This is a genomic window from Sphingobium sp. AP50 (assembly GCF_900109095.1).
Lineage (GTDB): Bacteria > Pseudomonadota > Alphaproteobacteria > Sphingomonadales > Sphingomonadaceae > Sphingobium.
In genome coordinates, this window is sequence record NZ_FNYZ01000001.1 from 143,024 (window position 1) to 156,843 (window position 13,820).

At 63.7% G+C, this 13,820-nt stretch carries 17 protein-coding genes; 15 read left to right on the forward strand and 2 right to left on the reverse strand.

Annotated elements, in window-relative coordinates; translation table 11 throughout:
* Window positions 1–104: 104 nt before the first annotated feature.
* From BMY84_RS00725 to BMY84_RS00735, 3 genes are all read left to right on the forward strand, one after another.
* The gene (locus tag BMY84_RS00725; RefSeq protein ID WP_256214986.1) at window positions 105–620 is read left to right on the forward strand and encodes a hypothetical protein; all 516 of its coding nucleotides are present in this window, start codon (window positions 105–107) and stop codon (window positions 618–620) included.
* A 138-nt stretch (window positions 621–758) separates the two neighbouring features.
* On the forward strand, window positions 759–1,184 hold the full coding sequence (locus BMY84_RS00730; protein WP_093079424.1) for a SufE family protein: 426 nt from the start codon (window positions 759–761) through the stop codon (window positions 1,182–1,184).
* 195 nt (window positions 1,185–1,379) lie between these two features.
* Window positions 1,380–1,871 carry a hypothetical protein gene (locus BMY84_RS00735; RefSeq protein ID WP_093079427.1) on the forward strand — a complete coding sequence of 164 codons (492 nt, stop codon included), beginning with the start codon at window positions 1,380–1,382 and terminating at the stop codon, window positions 1,869–1,871.
* Window positions 1,872–1,925: 54 nt separating this feature from the next.
* On the opposite strand, the gene ggt is transcribed toward BMY84_RS00735, so the two are convergent.
* Entirely contained in the window at window positions 1,926–3,641 is a 1,716-nt protein-coding gene (ggt, locus tag BMY84_RS00740; protein ID WP_093081563.1) for a gamma-glutamyltransferase, read from the reverse strand.
* Between the two features lie 127 nt (window positions 3,642–3,768).
* Here ggt and BMY84_RS00745 point away from each other — a divergent pair, with 127 nt between their 5' ends.
* Window positions 3,769–4,098, forward strand: a complete 330-nt coding sequence (locus BMY84_RS00745; RefSeq protein WP_093079429.1) for a hypothetical protein — start codon at window positions 3,769–3,771, stop codon at window positions 4,096–4,098.
* A gap of 24 nt (window positions 4,099–4,122) precedes the next feature.
* Here the strand turns inward: BMY84_RS00745 and BMY84_RS00750 are convergent, their stop codons facing one another.
* Window positions 4,123–5,175 (reverse strand): quinone-dependent dihydroorotate dehydrogenase, encoded by a 1,053-nt coding sequence (locus BMY84_RS00750; RefSeq protein WP_093079432.1) that lies wholly within the window; start codon window positions 5,173–5,175, stop codon window positions 4,123–4,125.
* Window positions 5,176–5,526: 351 nt separating this feature from the next.
* Between BMY84_RS00750 and BMY84_RS00755 the strand changes: the two genes are divergently transcribed.
* The 11 genes from BMY84_RS00755 to BMY84_RS00800 all read left to right on the forward strand — a co-directional run bounded on the left by BMY84_RS00755 (window position 5,527) and on the right by BMY84_RS00800 (window position 13,818).
* Window positions 5,527–6,468 carry a helix-turn-helix domain-containing protein gene (locus BMY84_RS00755; protein ID WP_093079434.1) on the forward strand — a complete coding sequence of 314 codons (942 nt, stop codon included), beginning with the start codon at window positions 5,527–5,529 and terminating at the stop codon, window positions 6,466–6,468.
* Between the two features lie 118 nt (window positions 6,469–6,586).
* Entirely contained in the window at window positions 6,587–6,997 is a 411-nt protein-coding gene (locus BMY84_RS00760) for an RrF2 family transcriptional regulator (protein ID WP_093079437.1), read from the forward strand.
* The gene (gene sufB / locus BMY84_RS00765) at window positions 6,994–8,478 is read left to right on the forward strand and encodes a Fe-S cluster assembly protein SufB (protein WP_093079439.1); all 1,485 of its coding nucleotides are present in this window, start codon (window positions 6,994–6,996) and stop codon (window positions 8,476–8,478) included. The genes BMY84_RS00760 and sufB overlap by 4 nt, the downstream gene beginning before the upstream one ends.
* The gene (locus BMY84_RS28960) at window positions 8,475–8,816 is read left to right on the forward strand and encodes a hypothetical protein (RefSeq protein ID WP_143074957.1); all 342 of its coding nucleotides are present in this window, start codon (window positions 8,475–8,477) and stop codon (window positions 8,814–8,816) included. The genes sufB and BMY84_RS28960 overlap by 4 nt, the downstream gene beginning before the upstream one ends.
* A gap of 37 nt (window positions 8,817–8,853) precedes the next feature.
* Window positions 8,854–9,309: a hypothetical protein gene (locus BMY84_RS00770; RefSeq protein WP_093079442.1), complete on the forward strand. Its 456-nt coding sequence runs from the start codon at window positions 8,854–8,856 to the stop codon at window positions 9,307–9,309.
* A gap of 171 nt (window positions 9,310–9,480) precedes the next feature.
* The gene (gene sufC, locus BMY84_RS00775; protein WP_093081566.1) at window positions 9,481–10,227 is read left to right on the forward strand and encodes a Fe-S cluster assembly ATPase SufC; all 747 of its coding nucleotides are present in this window, start codon (window positions 9,481–9,483) and stop codon (window positions 10,225–10,227) included.
* Entirely contained in the window at window positions 10,224–10,976 is a 753-nt protein-coding gene (locus tag BMY84_RS00780) for a SufD family Fe-S cluster assembly protein (RefSeq protein WP_093079444.1), read from the forward strand. Before sufC ends, BMY84_RS00780 begins: the two co-directional genes overlap by 4 nt.
* Window positions 10,973–12,178 (forward strand): aminotransferase class V-fold PLP-dependent enzyme, encoded by a 1,206-nt coding sequence (locus BMY84_RS00785; RefSeq protein WP_093079447.1) that lies wholly within the window; start codon window positions 10,973–10,975, stop codon window positions 12,176–12,178. The genes BMY84_RS00780 and BMY84_RS00785 overlap by 4 nt, the downstream gene beginning before the upstream one ends.
* Window positions 12,175–12,636 (forward strand): SUF system Fe-S cluster assembly protein, encoded by a 462-nt coding sequence (locus tag BMY84_RS00790; RefSeq protein ID WP_093079449.1) that lies wholly within the window; start codon window positions 12,175–12,177, stop codon window positions 12,634–12,636. The genes BMY84_RS00785 and BMY84_RS00790 overlap by 4 nt, the downstream gene beginning before the upstream one ends.
* Window positions 12,636–12,995 carry a HesB/IscA family protein gene (locus tag BMY84_RS00795; protein WP_093079452.1) on the forward strand — a complete coding sequence of 120 codons (360 nt, stop codon included), beginning with the start codon at window positions 12,636–12,638 and terminating at the stop codon, window positions 12,993–12,995. Before BMY84_RS00790 ends, BMY84_RS00795 begins: the two co-directional genes overlap by 1 nt.
* A 25-nt stretch (window positions 12,996–13,020) precedes the next feature.
* A complete protein-coding gene (locus BMY84_RS00800) occupies window positions 13,021–13,818 on the forward strand; it encodes an NAD(P)-dependent oxidoreductase (protein WP_093079455.1) in 798 nt (265 codons plus the stop codon).
* Window positions 13,819–13,820: the final 2 nt, after the last annotated feature.

The following is a 13,820-nucleotide window of genomic DNA, read 5'->3' on the forward strand; positions in this document are numbered from 1 at the left end:
AGCCCGGCTGGGCGGCCCTGTCTCCTTTGCTGTCTCCCATCCTGATCGTTTCGCAAGGGAACCGACAGGCCCCGTCGCTGGTTTGGCGAGGCGGAGGATCTGTCATGAAATCATTTGCCATCGCCATCGTCCTGGTGGGGCTGACGCCCTGCGCGGCGATCGCCCAGAATCAAGATAAGCCCAAACAGGAAGAGGCCGACCAGAAGAAGGACGGCAATCTGGACAAGGCGGGCAAGATCGCCACCCAGCCGGCCCGCGACGTGGGGCTGGACAAGGAGGAAATTCCGCCCGTTTTGCTCAAGGCGGTGGAAAATCCCTATGCCGCGCCGCCCTCGCGCACCTGCAAGGGGCTGAAGGCGTCGCTGGGCGAACTGAACGCCGTATTGGGCGAGGATTTCACCGTCGGCGCCAAGGCGAACGAGAATCGCACCGGCAAGATCGCAGAGGCAGTCGGCAAGACGATCGTCAATTCGCTCATCCCATTCCGCGGGCTGGTACGCGAGATCAGCGGCGCGGCCCCGGCAGAACGGCGCTTGCAGGCGGCGGTAACGGCTGGGATCGCACGCCGCGGCTATCTGCGCGGCATGGCGGCGGCCAAGGGGTGCAAGGTGGTCAGCTAGGACCATATCGTCATTGCGAGCGCAGCGAAGCAATCCATGGTGCACCCGTGGATTGCTTCGCTGCGCTCGCAATGACGAATTTCCGTAGTGACTGACGCTATTATAAAACACGCTTCCGCCCACGCCATTTGGCCTTATATGGCGGCCATGACCGACATGCCCAATCTTGCCGATCTTCAGGAAGAATATGAATTTCTGGACGCGGACGATCGCTATCGCCTGCTGATCGATCTGGGACGCGGGCTGGAGCCTATGCCCGACGCGCTCAAGACCGACGCGACGCTGGTGCGCGGCTGTTCGGCGGCGGTATGGGTCTATCCCACGGTGCTGGATGACGGGCGGCTGCATTTCCTGGCGGACAGCAATGCCGCCATTACCAAGGGCATCATCGCGCTGGTTCTGCTGACCGTGCAGGATCGCAGCCCGGCGAAAATCGGCGCGACCGATATCGAAGGCGCGCTGGCGCCCTTCGACCTCAAGAACCAGCTCAGCTCCAACCGCACCCAGGGCATCCCCAACATGATCGCCCTGATCCGCGAAACGGCCGGGCGTTATACGGGATAGGGTGACCGGAGCAGCAGACGATAAGATCTGGCATCTTTAGCCCCTCCCCTTCAGGGGAGGGGTTGGGGTGGGGGCTATCCTCTGGCGCTGCGCGTGGGGCGATCCCCCACCCCCGCTCCCTCCATTCCCTCCCCACGCAACTTTCCCCGCCGCCGAAACATTATCCTTCCGTAACTGTATGGAAGGAGAGTGGCGATGCGCGCCATCCTGATGATCGCGGCCGTGGCTACGCTGGCCGCCTGTGCCGAAAAACCCAAAGAGCCGACCCAGCGCGAGCAGATCGGCCAGTCGTGGAAATATGAGGGCGGCGAAGGCAAGGCCGCCAAGGTCGCCTATATCGGCAGTACCAACAGCGTGGTGACGATGACCGCGCCCGACACATTTTCGGTGCTGCTGGTCCAGCCGCTCAAGGAAGGCGGCGCGGACGTCACGGTGAAGCTGGTGGGCGCCCCCTTCACCTGCGACCTGTCCGATTGCCGGGTGAAGGCCACCACGGACGATGGCAAAGAGCATGAGTGGAAGGGGCGGATGGCGACCAATGACGACGGGATCGCCATCGCGCCCTCGCAGGGGGCTTATGACGCGATCCGGGACGCGAAGAGTGTGAAGGTCGATCTGGTGGTCGACGGCAAGGAAAAGACCGCGCCCTTCCAGTTCAACGTCGAAGGGCTGAATTTGAAAGGCTGATACCGCATTGCGAGCGGGGGTTGGCCATCCAGCCTCCGCTCGCAAACATGTCCCTTATTCCTGCAACGACACGCCCGGACTGCGCGGATCGGCCGCACCGACCCAGCGACCGTCCGGCATGCGCTCGGCGGCATTGGCCTTCAGCCCCAGCTTGCTGACACTGACGCGATGGCCCAGCTTCTCCAGCGGCGCCTTCATCGCTTCCAGCGACGTGCCCTGCTCCAGCACCAGCCCGTTCCCGTTGAAGAATTCCAGCCCGTGCGCGATCGATTCCTGCGCGGACAGGCCCCAGTCGAAATGCGCGATCAGCGCCTTGGCCACCTGCATGATGATGGTCTTGCCGCCCGCCGCGCCGACAGTGAAGATGGGCGTGCCCTTCTCATCATAGACGATGGTCGGCGACATGGAGGAGAGCGGCCGCTTGCCCGCCTCCACCCGGTTGGCGACCGGCTTGCCGTCCTTTTCCGGGGTGAAGCTGAAATCGGTCAGCTCATTGTTCAGGATCACGCCATTGGCGATCAGCTGGCTGCCGAAGAAGCTCTCGATCGTGGAGGTCCAGCCGACAATGTCGCCATCATGGTCCACCGCGACGAAATGGCTGGTGCCGCTTTCGGGCTGGGGCAGCGATGCCGTGCGCGGCTGCGCGCCGGGCGGCGTGCCGGGCTTATAGACATTGAGCGCCTTGTTCAGCCGGATCAGCGAAGAGCGTTGCTTGAGATAAGCGGGATCGATCATGCCGCTGATCGGCACGGAGACAAAGGCGGGATCGCCCAGCCAGGTGTCGCGATCGGCATAGGCCAACTGCATCGCCTCCCCGATGACATGCCAGGACCGGGGATCATCCTTGCCCCATTGCGCCAGCGGGAAGCGTTCCACCATGCCCAGGATTTCGAGCACGGTAATGCCTCCGGCCGACACCGGCCCCATGCCGCATACGGTATAGACGCGATAATGGCCGCAGACCGGTTTGCGCGGTTCCGCCTTATAGGCGGCGATATCCGCTTCCGTCATCGGCACCGGATTTTTCGGCGCGTTGGTGACGGCCTGACTGATCAGCCGGGCATTTTCGCCCGTATAGAAAGCATCCGGCCCTTCCGCAGCAATCCGCTTGTAGAGCGCCGCGAGCGGCGGATTCTTCAGCAGCGTGCCGACCGGTGGCGGGGCGCCATTGACCCAGAAATATTTCTGGATTTCCGGGAAGTCGGCCCAGATATTTTGCGTCGCACGCAGCGCCGTGGCCGTGCGCTCGCCCAGTTGATAGCCATCCTGCGCATAGCGGATCGCCGGCTGGAACAGGTCGGCCCAGGGCAGCTTGCCCCATTTCTTGTGCGCGTCCCACGCCATGCGCAGATTGCCCGGCACGCCGGCCGAATAGCCGCCCGGCCAGGCCTGTATGAAGGGCAGGGGCTTGCCGTCCGGTCCCATGAAGCGATCCGGCCGGGCGGCGGCGGGCGCGGTTTCGCGGCCGTCGATCGAGTCGAGCACGCCGGTCTTGCCGTCATGATGCATCAGGAAGCCGCCGCCGCCGATGCCGCTATTATGCGGTTCGACCACGCCCAGTGTCAGCATCATGGCGATCGCGGCGTCGGTGGCGCTGCCGCCCTTGCGCAATATCTCCTGCCCCGCCTGCGCCGCACGCGGATCGGCGGCGGAGACGGTGGCATTGGTCGACACCGGCTCCCGCGCGGCGGCAGGCAGGGGTGACAGGGCAAGAAGGGCGACGGAGGCCAGCAGGCCGGCCATTGGATTAAAAAGCGTTCGAAGGATCATGGCCGCCACCCTAGTCATAAGGTTGCCTGCCGCAACCCTTTCAATCGACTTGGCCCTTCAGGCATTTTGGCCCGTCGCAGGGGATTTTCGCTTGCGGAGCGGGCACCCTTGCCGTTGATGGTCGGCCATGCATCTGTCCAGTCGAACCATCATCATCGGGCTGACCCTATTGCTGGTCGCATCCCTTGCCACTCTTACCTTTCTCTATCCTGCGGCAAATCTGCCGCTTGTCCGGCGCGACGACGCAGCTTGGGTGGAAAAAGCCCGAAAGGACGCGCGCGCAATCTTTCCTGAAACGGTGCAGGAACGGAAGACTTTTCCGATCGTCATGCGCCTGTCGGATCGAATCTGCATCGAATTGCGATCGACCGCCGCAGATGGGACTGGATCTTATCTGGTCTGCTATGAAGCCCGCACCGGCAAGAAGGTCGAGGAGCGCAGCGTGGTCGGCTTCTGAGCCGCCAACGCTGGCCTAATTGGATCAGGCGTCGACGCCCACCAGTTCCGTTATCGTCTTCACCCCGTCGCGCGTCATCAGCGCCTTGAGGCCCTTGTTGATCCGCCGCGCCAGATACGGCCCCTCATAGACCAGCGCGCTGTACAGTTGGACGAGCGATGCGCCGGCGCGGATGCGGGCATAGGCCTGCTCCGCATTGGCGATGCCGCCCACCCCGATCAGCGGCAGGCGATCACCCAGCAGACGGCGGAAATCCTTTAGCCTTGCGTGCGACAGGTCGGTCAGCGGCGCGCCGGACAGGCCGCCCGTCTCCCCGGCATGGACCGATCGCAGCGCCGGGCGGGTGATGGTGGTGTTGGAAACGATCAGCGCATCGACCCGATGGTCGATACAGGCGGCGGCGATATCCTCGACATCGGCTGGCTCCAGATCGGGCGCGACTTTCAAGAAGATCGGCGTCCTGCCTTCGCCGCGCGCGGCCATCACCGCCGACAGCAGATCGTCCAGCGCCGCCCGGCCCTGCAAGGCGCGCAGGCCCGGCGTGTTGGGGGAGGAGATGTTGACGGTCAGATAATCGGCCAGCGGCGCCATGCAGGTGACGCCGGTCGCATAGTCGGCGACGCCGCGTCCTTCCGCCGTCGCCTCCTTGTTCGCGCCGATATTGATGCCGATCACCGGGCCGTCGCCTACCGCACGACGATAGCGGGCGATGCGGTCGGCCGCCGCGCCCTGTCCGCCATTGTTGAATCCGAAGCGGTTGATGACGGCGCGGTCCTCGACCAGACGGAACAGGCGCGGCTGCACATTGCCCGGCTGGGCCAGCGGGGTCAGCGTGCCCAGTTCGGCAAAGCCGAAACCCAGCCCATGCATCTTGTGCGCAACCCGGCCATCCTTGTCATAACCTGCCGCCAGCCCGACCGGGTTGGGAAAGCGGATGCCCGCCACCACCGATTCCAGCACCGGATCGGGCGCCAGCGGCGCGGCGGTGGGCATCATCCGCAGGGCGGCGATCGACAGATTATGGGCGCGCTCGGCATCCAGGGTGAAGAGCAGCGGGCGAAGCAGGCGATAGGACATGGCGCCGCCTATGCCAGCGATGCGTCGGGGCGTCGAGTCGCTGTTGCCAATGAGACACTATAGCTGGCCCGCGTTATTTCATGACAGAAAACGTCATGATTGAGACCGTTAGCAACCGCAAAATGTCCGATCCATCCAATAATATTTCACCAATTCCGGCGTAAAGCCGTCTTGCGACCCGAAGGCTCTTAGGCCCATGGCCGATGAGACCTTTTCCTGACCCGGCGATGAAAATCGCCGGGTCATTTTTTTCCGACACGATCCTCGCGGCTCAAAAGTGACAGTCCGGCGGCCATTACGCTTGCCTAGCCATGCCGTTGGCGCATAGTGTTTTTCCTTGGGGTGAAGAACATGGGGTTGCATCATATCGACAGGGTCGGTGGCGCGGTCGCGCTACCCGATGACCGTGGGCCGCTATCCTACACGGTGGCAGCGGCGCAGGGCCCTGTCCGGCTGAGCTACTTCGCGCCGCCGCCGCATCTGCGGCCCTATTTCGGATCGCTTTATTTCTTCACTGTTTCTGCCGATCGTTTCGCGGACGCAACACGAGCCGATGTGCCGCAACTGCGCTTCATGCTGGACGGGGCCGGCCATTATCATTTTCAGGACGGTGTCGTCATGCCGACGCCCGACGTCTGCCTGTTGGGGCCGACCACGGCGGCGACTCGCTTTCAGCTGGACCGGCCGGCGCGCGTGCTGGGCATTTCAGTCCTGCCGGCGGGCTGGATGACGCTGCATGGCGGAGACGCGAGCTTGCTGGCGGACCGGCTATGCGATCTGGCGGCGGAAAAGGGCGATCTGTATCGCCTGTTGCTGGACCGGTTGCGCGCGGCAGGCGACGATGTGGAGGCGATGGCGGCCCTGTGCTGGGCGGAACTGGGCAAGCTGCTGCGGCCGCCGCGCCCGGCGATCTGGGAATTGCTGGCCGTGGTCGATGCCTGGCTGATGGGGGAAGGGTCGCCGCGGATCGAGACGCTGGCGGAAATCACCGACCTGTCCCCGCGCCAGCTCGCGCGCCTGACCAACAAATATTATGGTGCCCCGCCCAAATTGCTGGCGCGCAAATATCGGGCGCTGCGCTGTTCGGCGCGGATCGCGCTGGACGGGGAAAGCTGGCAGCAATTGTGTGAGGAGGCCGGTTTCTACGACCAGTCGCACTTCATCCGCGAGATCAAGCATTTCATCGGCCTGACCCCGCATCAGTTGCAAACCGAGCCTTCTGCGGTCGCGCAATTGACGCTGTTGCGCCGTTCGCTGGGCGGCGACGTGGCCGTTCTCAACCGCCTGAGTTGACCGCGCCCAAGCAAAAATTCCTTGATTAAACGCCCCTGTGCGACCACATGCGCCCAATCGGATGGAATCAGTCCGATTTGAGAATGGTTCGCAACTTACGAAGGGCGCGTGACGCGACATGAAACTGTCGAGCTTCGCTGACTATGCCGTTGTGCTGATGTCTGCCGCCGCGCGCCACTGTGGCGCCGCGAAGATGAACGCGACCACGCTGAGCGCCGAAACCGGCATTCCGCTGCCCACCGCGCAAAAGCTGGTGAGCCGCCTGTCGGCCGCCGGCCTGCTCGAATCGAGCCGGGGCACCGGCGGCGGCGTGCGCCTGTCGCGCCCGCCGGCCACCATCACGCTGGCCGATGTGGTGGAGGCGGTCGAAGGACCGATCGCCATGACCGCCTGCAGCGAACAAGGGGCGCATGATTGCAATCTGGAACAGGATTGCCGCATCCGACCGCACATGAATGTGGCGAACAATGCCATCCGCGAAGCGCTCGCGGGGGTGACGATCGCCAGTCTGACACGAGAAATGGCATGACTGAACAAGCAACCTCCGTTCGCAACCAGGAAGCGCAGGACGCCGCCGATCGCGCGTCGACCTACGAACATGGCTGGTCGTCCGCCATCGAGCAGGATTTCGCGCCCAAGGGGCTGAACGAGGATACGGTCCGCTTCATCTCGGCCAAGAAGAATGAGCCGCAATGGCTGCTCGACTGGCGGCTGAAGGCCTTCGCCATGTGGCAGAAGATGGAAGCGCCGGACTGGGCCAAGCTCAACGTCCCGCCGATCGACTATCAGGACGCCTATTATTACGCCGAGCCCAAGAAGAAGATCGAACTGGATTCGCTGGATCAGGTCGATCCCGAAATCCTGGCGACCTATCAGAAGCTGGGCATCCCCATCGCCGAGCAGGAAATGCTCGCCGGGGTGAAGGGCAGCCGCAAGATTGCCGTCGACGCCGTGTTCGACAGCGTCTCGGTCGCCACCACCTTCCGCAAGGAGCTGGAGGAAGCGGGCGTCATCTTCCGCTCGATCAGCGAAGCCGTGCGCGAATTTCCGGACCTCGTGAAGAAGTGGCTGGGCAAGGTCGTGCCGATGCATGACAACTACTTTGCCACGCTCAACTGCGCGGTCTTTTCCGACGGCACTTTCGTCTACATTCCCAAGGGCGTGCGCTGCCCGATGGAACTCAGCACCTATTTCCGCATCAACGCGGAAAATACCGGCCAGTTCGAACGCACGCTGATCGTCGCGGACGATGGCGCCTATGTCTCCTATCTCGAAGGCTGCACCGCGCCGATGCGCGACGAGAATCAGCTCCACGCCGCCGTGGTGGAACTGGTTGCGCTCGACGATGCCGAGATCAAGTACAGCACCGTCCAGAACTGGTACCCCGGTGACGAGAATGGCAAGGGCGGCATCTATAATTTCGTGACTAAGCGCGCGCTCTGCCAGGGCCGCAACAGCAAGGTTTCGTGGACGCAGGTGGAAACCGGGTCGGCGATCACCTGGAAATATCCGTCCTGCGTGCTGAACGGCGAGAATAGCGTCGGGGAGTTCTACTCCGTCGCGCTGACCAACAATCTGCAACAGGCCGATACCGGCACCAAGATGATCCACAATGGCAAGGGCAGCCGCTCGACCATCGTGTCGAAGGGGATTTCGGCCGGCCGGTCCAACAACACCTATCGCGGCCTGGTCCGCGTGAGCCCAAGCGCCGAAGGCGTGCGCAATTTCACCCAGTGCGACAGCCTGCTGCTGGGCGACCAGTGCGGCGCCCACACCGTGCCCTATATCGAGGTGCGCAATCCCTCGGCCCAGATCGAGCATGAGGCGACCACCAGCAAGATCAGCGACGATCAACTCTTCTACGCGATGCAGCGCGGCCTGGATCAGGAAAGCGCGGTCAGCCTGATCGTCAACGGCTTCGCCAAGGAAGTGCTGCAGCAACTGCCGATGGAATTCGCGGTGGAAGCGCAGAAGCTGCTCGGCATCAGCCTTGAGGGTTCGGTCGGATGATGACTGAAGGGGACTTCATTGGAGTTTGGCAGCACGCTTACGATAATCACAATGAGATCAGGCGCAGCAACTCATGTCGATGCTTGGGGTGCCGGGAGCGGTTTGCTCCTTCTGAAATTTGTCGATGGATTGTGACTAGCAAAGGCGATCGGAAAATATTCGAAGGAAACCCTGTCGGAAAGCGCGATCTTGCTAAGCATGCTTCCGCGTTTTGCCCATATTGCGATGAGCAATACGTCATTGGGGATGCCAGCGGCTATCCGCTCAATGATGCGGCATTTATCGCGCAAGTTTTCTCCGTTGGCCCACGTATTTTCTTCGATGGCTCGCATCATTGAAATGGTGCCATTGAGGCAAAAAAAAGGACGAAATGAATTGAGCGACGAAGACGATATCCAGGATGCCCTCGCCGATTTCGCGGAGGATGTCGGCAATGGTCAGGCATGGACCGCCGCGATCCGCATCCTGACCGAGGATTATGAGCTGGAAGAGGGCGAGCTTGCCGCCCGCGCCGTCAAGGATTTCGGCGATCTCGACGCCTATCAGGCCGAATGCCGCGATGCGCTGGAAAAGGGCGATGTCGCCATGACCGAGAAGCTGCGCACCGACAAGGCCTTCCACAAGGCGAAGGCGCCCAACCTCGCCCGCATGGGACCGGTCAGCGAATTCGTCGTCGCGCTGCTGGAAAAGGGCGCGCCGGAACCCGACGCCGACTGGTGGCCCTATATGCCGATCAAGCGCCATATCGACACGCTCTTCCCCGCGCCGGGCGACGTGCGCGACATGGCCTTCTGGACCGCGCGGACGCTCCAGCGCGCGCACAAGGACTAAGGGCGATGGGTGTTCTTCTCATCCTCCCCTGCAAGGGGAGGGGGACCGGCGAAGCCGGTGGAGGGGTGTTGCCCCTCTCGATAGCGGGACACCCCTCCGTCAGGCCTTTGGCCTGCCACCTCCCCTTCCAGGGGAGGATTGAAATCCAAGCCGCTTTGCCGGGACAAAATCATGCTTAATATCGACAATCTCACCAATGAAATCGACGGCAAGGCGATCCTCAAGGGCCTGTCGCTGCAGATCAATGCGGGCGAAATCCACGCGATCATGGGGCCGAACGGCGCCGGCAAGTCGACCCTCGCTTACACGCTGGGCGGCCGCCCCAACTATGACGTGACCGGCGGCACCGCGACCTTCGAGGGCGAAGACCTGTTCGCCATGGACCCGCATGAGCGCGCCGCTGCCGGGCTCTTTCTGGGCTTCCAATATCCGGTCGAGATCCCTGGCGTCTCCAACCTGCAATTCCTGCGCGAAAGCCTCAATTCGCAGCGCCGCGCGCGCGGCGAGAAGGAATTGAACGGCGGCGAATTCATCAAGCTCGCCAAGGAAAAGGCCGGTCTGCTCGGCCTCGACATGGAAATGCTGAAGCGTCCGGTGAATGTCGGTTTTTCGGGCGGCGAAAAGAAGCGCGCCGAAATGGTCCAGATGGGCATTCTCGATCCCAAGCTGGCGATCCTCGACGAAACCGACTCGGGTCTCGACATCGACGCGCTCAAGATCGTGGGTGCGGGCATCAACGCCATCATGCGCAAGCCCGACAAGGCCGTGCTGCTGATCACCCATTATCAGCGGCTGCTCGACTATGTGAAGCCGGACTTCGTCCATGTCCTGGCCGCCGGCCGGATCGTCAAGTCGGGCGGCCCCGAACTGGCGCTGGAGCTTGAACGTGAGGGTTATGCCGAGGTGGTGGCCGCGTGAACGCTCTCACCCTGCCGACCCGCAAGGCGGAAGAATGGCGCTATAGCGACCTTGAGGCGCTGGCGACCGTGTGGCCCGTGCCCGCGCCGACTCGCATCGACGTGGCGGCGGGGGAGGCCGTGCGCCATCATCTGTTGCAGGATGCGGCCGACGGCGCGGCAGCGGTGCATGATTATGTCATCACTATTGCCGATGGCGCCCGGTGCGATTTCCATGTGCTCAACATCGGCGGCAAGCTGGGCCGCGTGACCTTCACCGTCACGATCGCCAGCAACGCGCATTTCGAACTGAACGGCGCCATCATCGGCGGCGGCGACCAGACGCTGGAAATCATCACCAGCGTCACCCATGAAAAGCCGGATTCGACCAGCGGCCAGACCATCCGGTCCATCCTGGGCCAGCGCGCCACCGGCAGCTATCTGGGCAGCATCAATGTCGCCCGCGACGCGCAGCGTACCGATGCCTTCCAGTCGATCAAGGCGATGCTGCTCGATCGTACCGCCACGGCCAATGCCAAGCCGGAGCTGGAAATCTTCGCCGACGACGTCAAATGCGCCCATGGCGCCACCGTGGGCGAACTGGACAAGCAGGCGCTTTTCTACATGGCCTCGCGCGGCATGGACCCGGCGACCGCCAAGACGCTGCTGCTGCGCTCCTTCGTCGCAGGCGTGTTCGATGATGTTGCGGACGAAGCGGTGAAGGACGCGCTGGAAGCCGCCGCGCTCGCCAAGCTGGAGACGCTGGTATGACCGATCTCGCCCAAGGCCTGCGCCTGCGGGACGATTTCCCCGGTGTCGGCAACTGGCATTATCTCGACAGCGCCGCCACCGCGCAGAAGCCGACCGCCGTGATCGACGCGATCGCCCGCGCCTATGGCCCCGACTATGCCACCGTGCATCGCGGCGTCTATGAACGCTCGGCCAATATGACGCTCGCCTATGAGGCCGCCCGGCGCAAGGTCGCCGGCTTCATCGGCGCGCAGTCGGACAGCGAGATCGTCTATGTCCGCGGCGCGACCGAGGGCATCAACCTCGTCGCCCAATGCTGGGCCGGCACGCAGTTGAAGGCGGGCGACCGCATCCTGCTGTCGACCCTCGAACATCACAGCAATATCGTCCCCTGGCAGATCGTCGCCGAAAAGGTCGGCGCCCAGATCGACGTCGTGCCGCTGACGCAGGATGGCCGGATCGATCTTGACGCGATGCGCGCGATGATCACGCCGCAGCACCGCATGGTGGCGCTTGCCCATGTGTCGAACGTGCTCGGCAGCGTGCTCGATTGCCGCCGCGCCGCCGACATCGCCCATATGGTCGGCGCCAAGATCCTGATCGACGGTTGCCAGGCGGTCCCCCGCCTCGCTGTCGATGTTCAGGCGCTCGACTGCGACTTCTACGTCTTCTCCGCGCACAAGCTCTATGGCCCGACCGGCATCGGCGTGCTGTGGGGGCGCAAGGAATTGCTCGACGCCATGCCGCCCTATCAGGGTGGCGGGTCGATGATCGACAAGGTGACGTTCGAAAAGACCACCTACGCCCCCGCGCCGACCCGGTTCGAGGCGGGGACGCCGCATATCGTCGGCGTCGTCGGCCTGTCCGCCGCGATCGATTATGTGCAGGGCATCGGCCTCGACGCGATCCACGCCCATGAATGCGCCATGGTGGCCAAGGCCCGCACCGCGATCGGCCAGATCAACAGCGTGCGCGTCTTTGGTCCCGAAGATTCGGCCGGCATCCTTTCTTTCGAGGTGGAGGGGGTGCATCCGCACGATGTCGGCACCATATTGGACGAAACGGGTGTCGCGATCCGCGCCGGCCATCATTGCGCCCAGCCGCTGATGCGGCATCTGGGCGTCGAGGCGACCGCACGGGCCAGTTTCGGCATCTATAGCGACGACAGCGATGTGGATGCGCTGGTCAAGGGCATCGAACGAGTGAGGAAGATCTTCGGATGACCGAGGAACGTAAGATCATGGTGGAAGAAGTGGACGCGGTGGAAACCCCGCCCAAGGCGCGCGTCGAGGAGGCAGAGGCCGCGCCGCGCCAGCGCGACTATCTGGACGGCTTCCTGACACAGGCGCCCAGCACCGTGCCTGCGGGCGAACCGGGTGGCGATCTCTATGACGGCATCATCGATGCGCTGAAGGAGATTTTCGACCCGGAAATCCCGGTCAACATCTATGATCTGGGCCTCATCTACGGCGTCGACGTCACGGCGGATGGCCATGCCGTCGTCACCATGACGCTGACCACGCCCCATTGTCCGGTCGCCGAATCCATGCCCGGCGAAGTCGAACTGCGCGTCGGCGCGGTGCCCGGCGTCGGCGATGTCGAAGTGAATCTGGTCTGGGACCCGCCATGGGATCCGGGCAAGATGTCGGACGAAGCGAAGCTCGAACTGGGGATGCTCTGATGACCGTGGAAACCAAGACCCGCGCCCGCCCCGCCGCCGTCCTCCTGACGCCCAGCGCGGAGCAGCGCATCGCCGATCTGATGGCACAAGCGCCCGAAGGCACGATCGGCGTCAAGCTGTCGACCCCCAAGCGCGGCTGTTCGGGCCTTGCCTATTCGGTCGACTATGTGACGCAGGAAGCCAAGTTCGACGAGAAGATCGAGACCCCCGGCGGCGTCCTTTACATTGACGGTGCTTCGGTCCTCTATCTCATCGGATCGACCATGAACTGGGTCGAGGATGATTTCACCGCCGGCTTCGTCTTCGCCAACCCCAATGCCAAGGGCAGCTGCGGCTGCGGCGAGAGCTTCACGGTCTGACACCGACTAAAGGGGGAGGGCGCTGATGCCCCACATGCTGATCCTCGGCATGGGCTATACCGCCTCCCGCCTCGCCACCCGCCTGCGCGCCGAAGGCTGGCGTATCACCGGCATTCGCCGCAGCGCCGACGCCGAAACCCTCGCCTTCGATGACGATAGCGCCGTCCGTGCCGCCATCGCGCAGGCCAGCCACATCCTCTCCTCCGTCCCGCCCGAAGCGGAGGCTGATCCCGTCCTCACCCGCTATGGTGCTGCCATCGCCGCTGCGCCCGCCATCTGGACCGGCTATCTGTCCTCCACCGGCGTCTATGGCGATGCGGCGGGGGCATGGGTGGATGAAAGTAGCGCCACAGGTTCCGGCCGCCGCGCCGCCCGCGCACAGGCCGACGCAGACTGGGGCGCACTTCGCCCCGATGTACGCCGTTTCCGCCTGCCCGGCATCTATGGCCCCGGCCGCAGCGCGCTCGACCGCGTGCGGGAGGGGCGGGCGCATCGCATCGACCTGCCTGACCAGATTTTCAGCCGCGCCCATGTGGATGACATCGTCGCCGGGGTCATCGCGTCGATCCATGCCGGGCCACCGGGCACCTATAATCTGTCGGATGATCTGCCCTGCGCGCAGAACCGGCTGATCGAGGAAGCCTGCGCCATCCTGTGCCAGCCCGTGCCCCCGCTCCTCACGCTGGAAGAGGCGCAACTGTCGCCGATGGCGCGGAGCTTCTATGCCGAAAACCGTCGGGTCGCCAATGGCCGCGCGAAGCGGTTGCTGGGCTGGGCGCCGCTCTATCCCACCTATCGCGAAGGGCTTCGCGCCTGCCTCTGATG

What these genes read in the sequence shown, in the direction of transcription:
- BMY84_RS00725 (WP_256214986.1), top strand. Translation starts at nt 105, where the DNA reads ATGAAATCATTTGCCATCGCCATCGTCCTGGTGGGGCTGACGCCCTGC.
- BMY84_RS00730 (WP_093079424.1), top strand. Translation starts at nt 759, where the DNA reads ATGGCGGCCATGACCGACATGCCCAATCTTGCCGATCTTCAGGAAGAA.
- BMY84_RS00735 (WP_093079427.1), top strand. Translation starts at nt 1,380, where the DNA reads ATGCGCGCCATCCTGATGATCGCGGCCGTGGCTACGCTGGCCGCCTGT.
- ggt (WP_093081563.1), bottom strand. Translation starts at nt 3,641, where the DNA reads ATGATCCTTCGAACGCTTTTTAATCCAATGGCCGGCCTGCTGGCCTCC.
- BMY84_RS00745 (WP_093079429.1), top strand. Translation starts at nt 3,769, where the DNA reads ATGCATCTGTCCAGTCGAACCATCATCATCGGGCTGACCCTATTGCTG.
- BMY84_RS00750 (WP_093079432.1), bottom strand. Translation starts at nt 5,175, where the DNA reads ATGTCCTATCGCCTGCTTCGCCCGCTGCTCTTCACCCTGGATGCCGAG.
- BMY84_RS00755 (WP_093079434.1), top strand. Translation starts at nt 5,527, where the DNA reads ATGGGGTTGCATCATATCGACAGGGTCGGTGGCGCGGTCGCGCTACCC.
- BMY84_RS00760 (WP_093079437.1), top strand. Translation starts at nt 6,587, where the DNA reads ATGAAACTGTCGAGCTTCGCTGACTATGCCGTTGTGCTGATGTCTGCC.
- sufB (WP_093079439.1), top strand. Translation starts at nt 6,994, where the DNA reads ATGACTGAACAAGCAACCTCCGTTCGCAACCAGGAAGCGCAGGACGCC.
- BMY84_RS28960 (WP_143074957.1), top strand. Translation starts at nt 8,475, where the DNA reads ATGATGACTGAAGGGGACTTCATTGGAGTTTGGCAGCACGCTTACGAT.
- sufC (WP_093081566.1), top strand. Translation starts at nt 9,481, where the DNA reads ATGCTTAATATCGACAATCTCACCAATGAAATCGACGGCAAGGCGATC.
- BMY84_RS00785 (WP_093079447.1), top strand. Translation starts at nt 10,973, where the DNA reads ATGACCGATCTCGCCCAAGGCCTGCGCCTGCGGGACGATTTCCCCGGT.
- BMY84_RS00790 (WP_093079449.1), top strand. Translation starts at nt 12,175, where the DNA reads ATGACCGAGGAACGTAAGATCATGGTGGAAGAAGTGGACGCGGTGGAA.
- BMY84_RS00795 (WP_093079452.1), top strand. Translation starts at nt 12,636, where the DNA reads ATGACCGTGGAAACCAAGACCCGCGCCCGCCCCGCCGCCGTCCTCCTG.
- BMY84_RS00800 (WP_093079455.1), top strand. Translation starts at nt 13,021, where the DNA reads ATGCCCCACATGCTGATCCTCGGCATGGGCTATACCGCCTCCCGCCTC.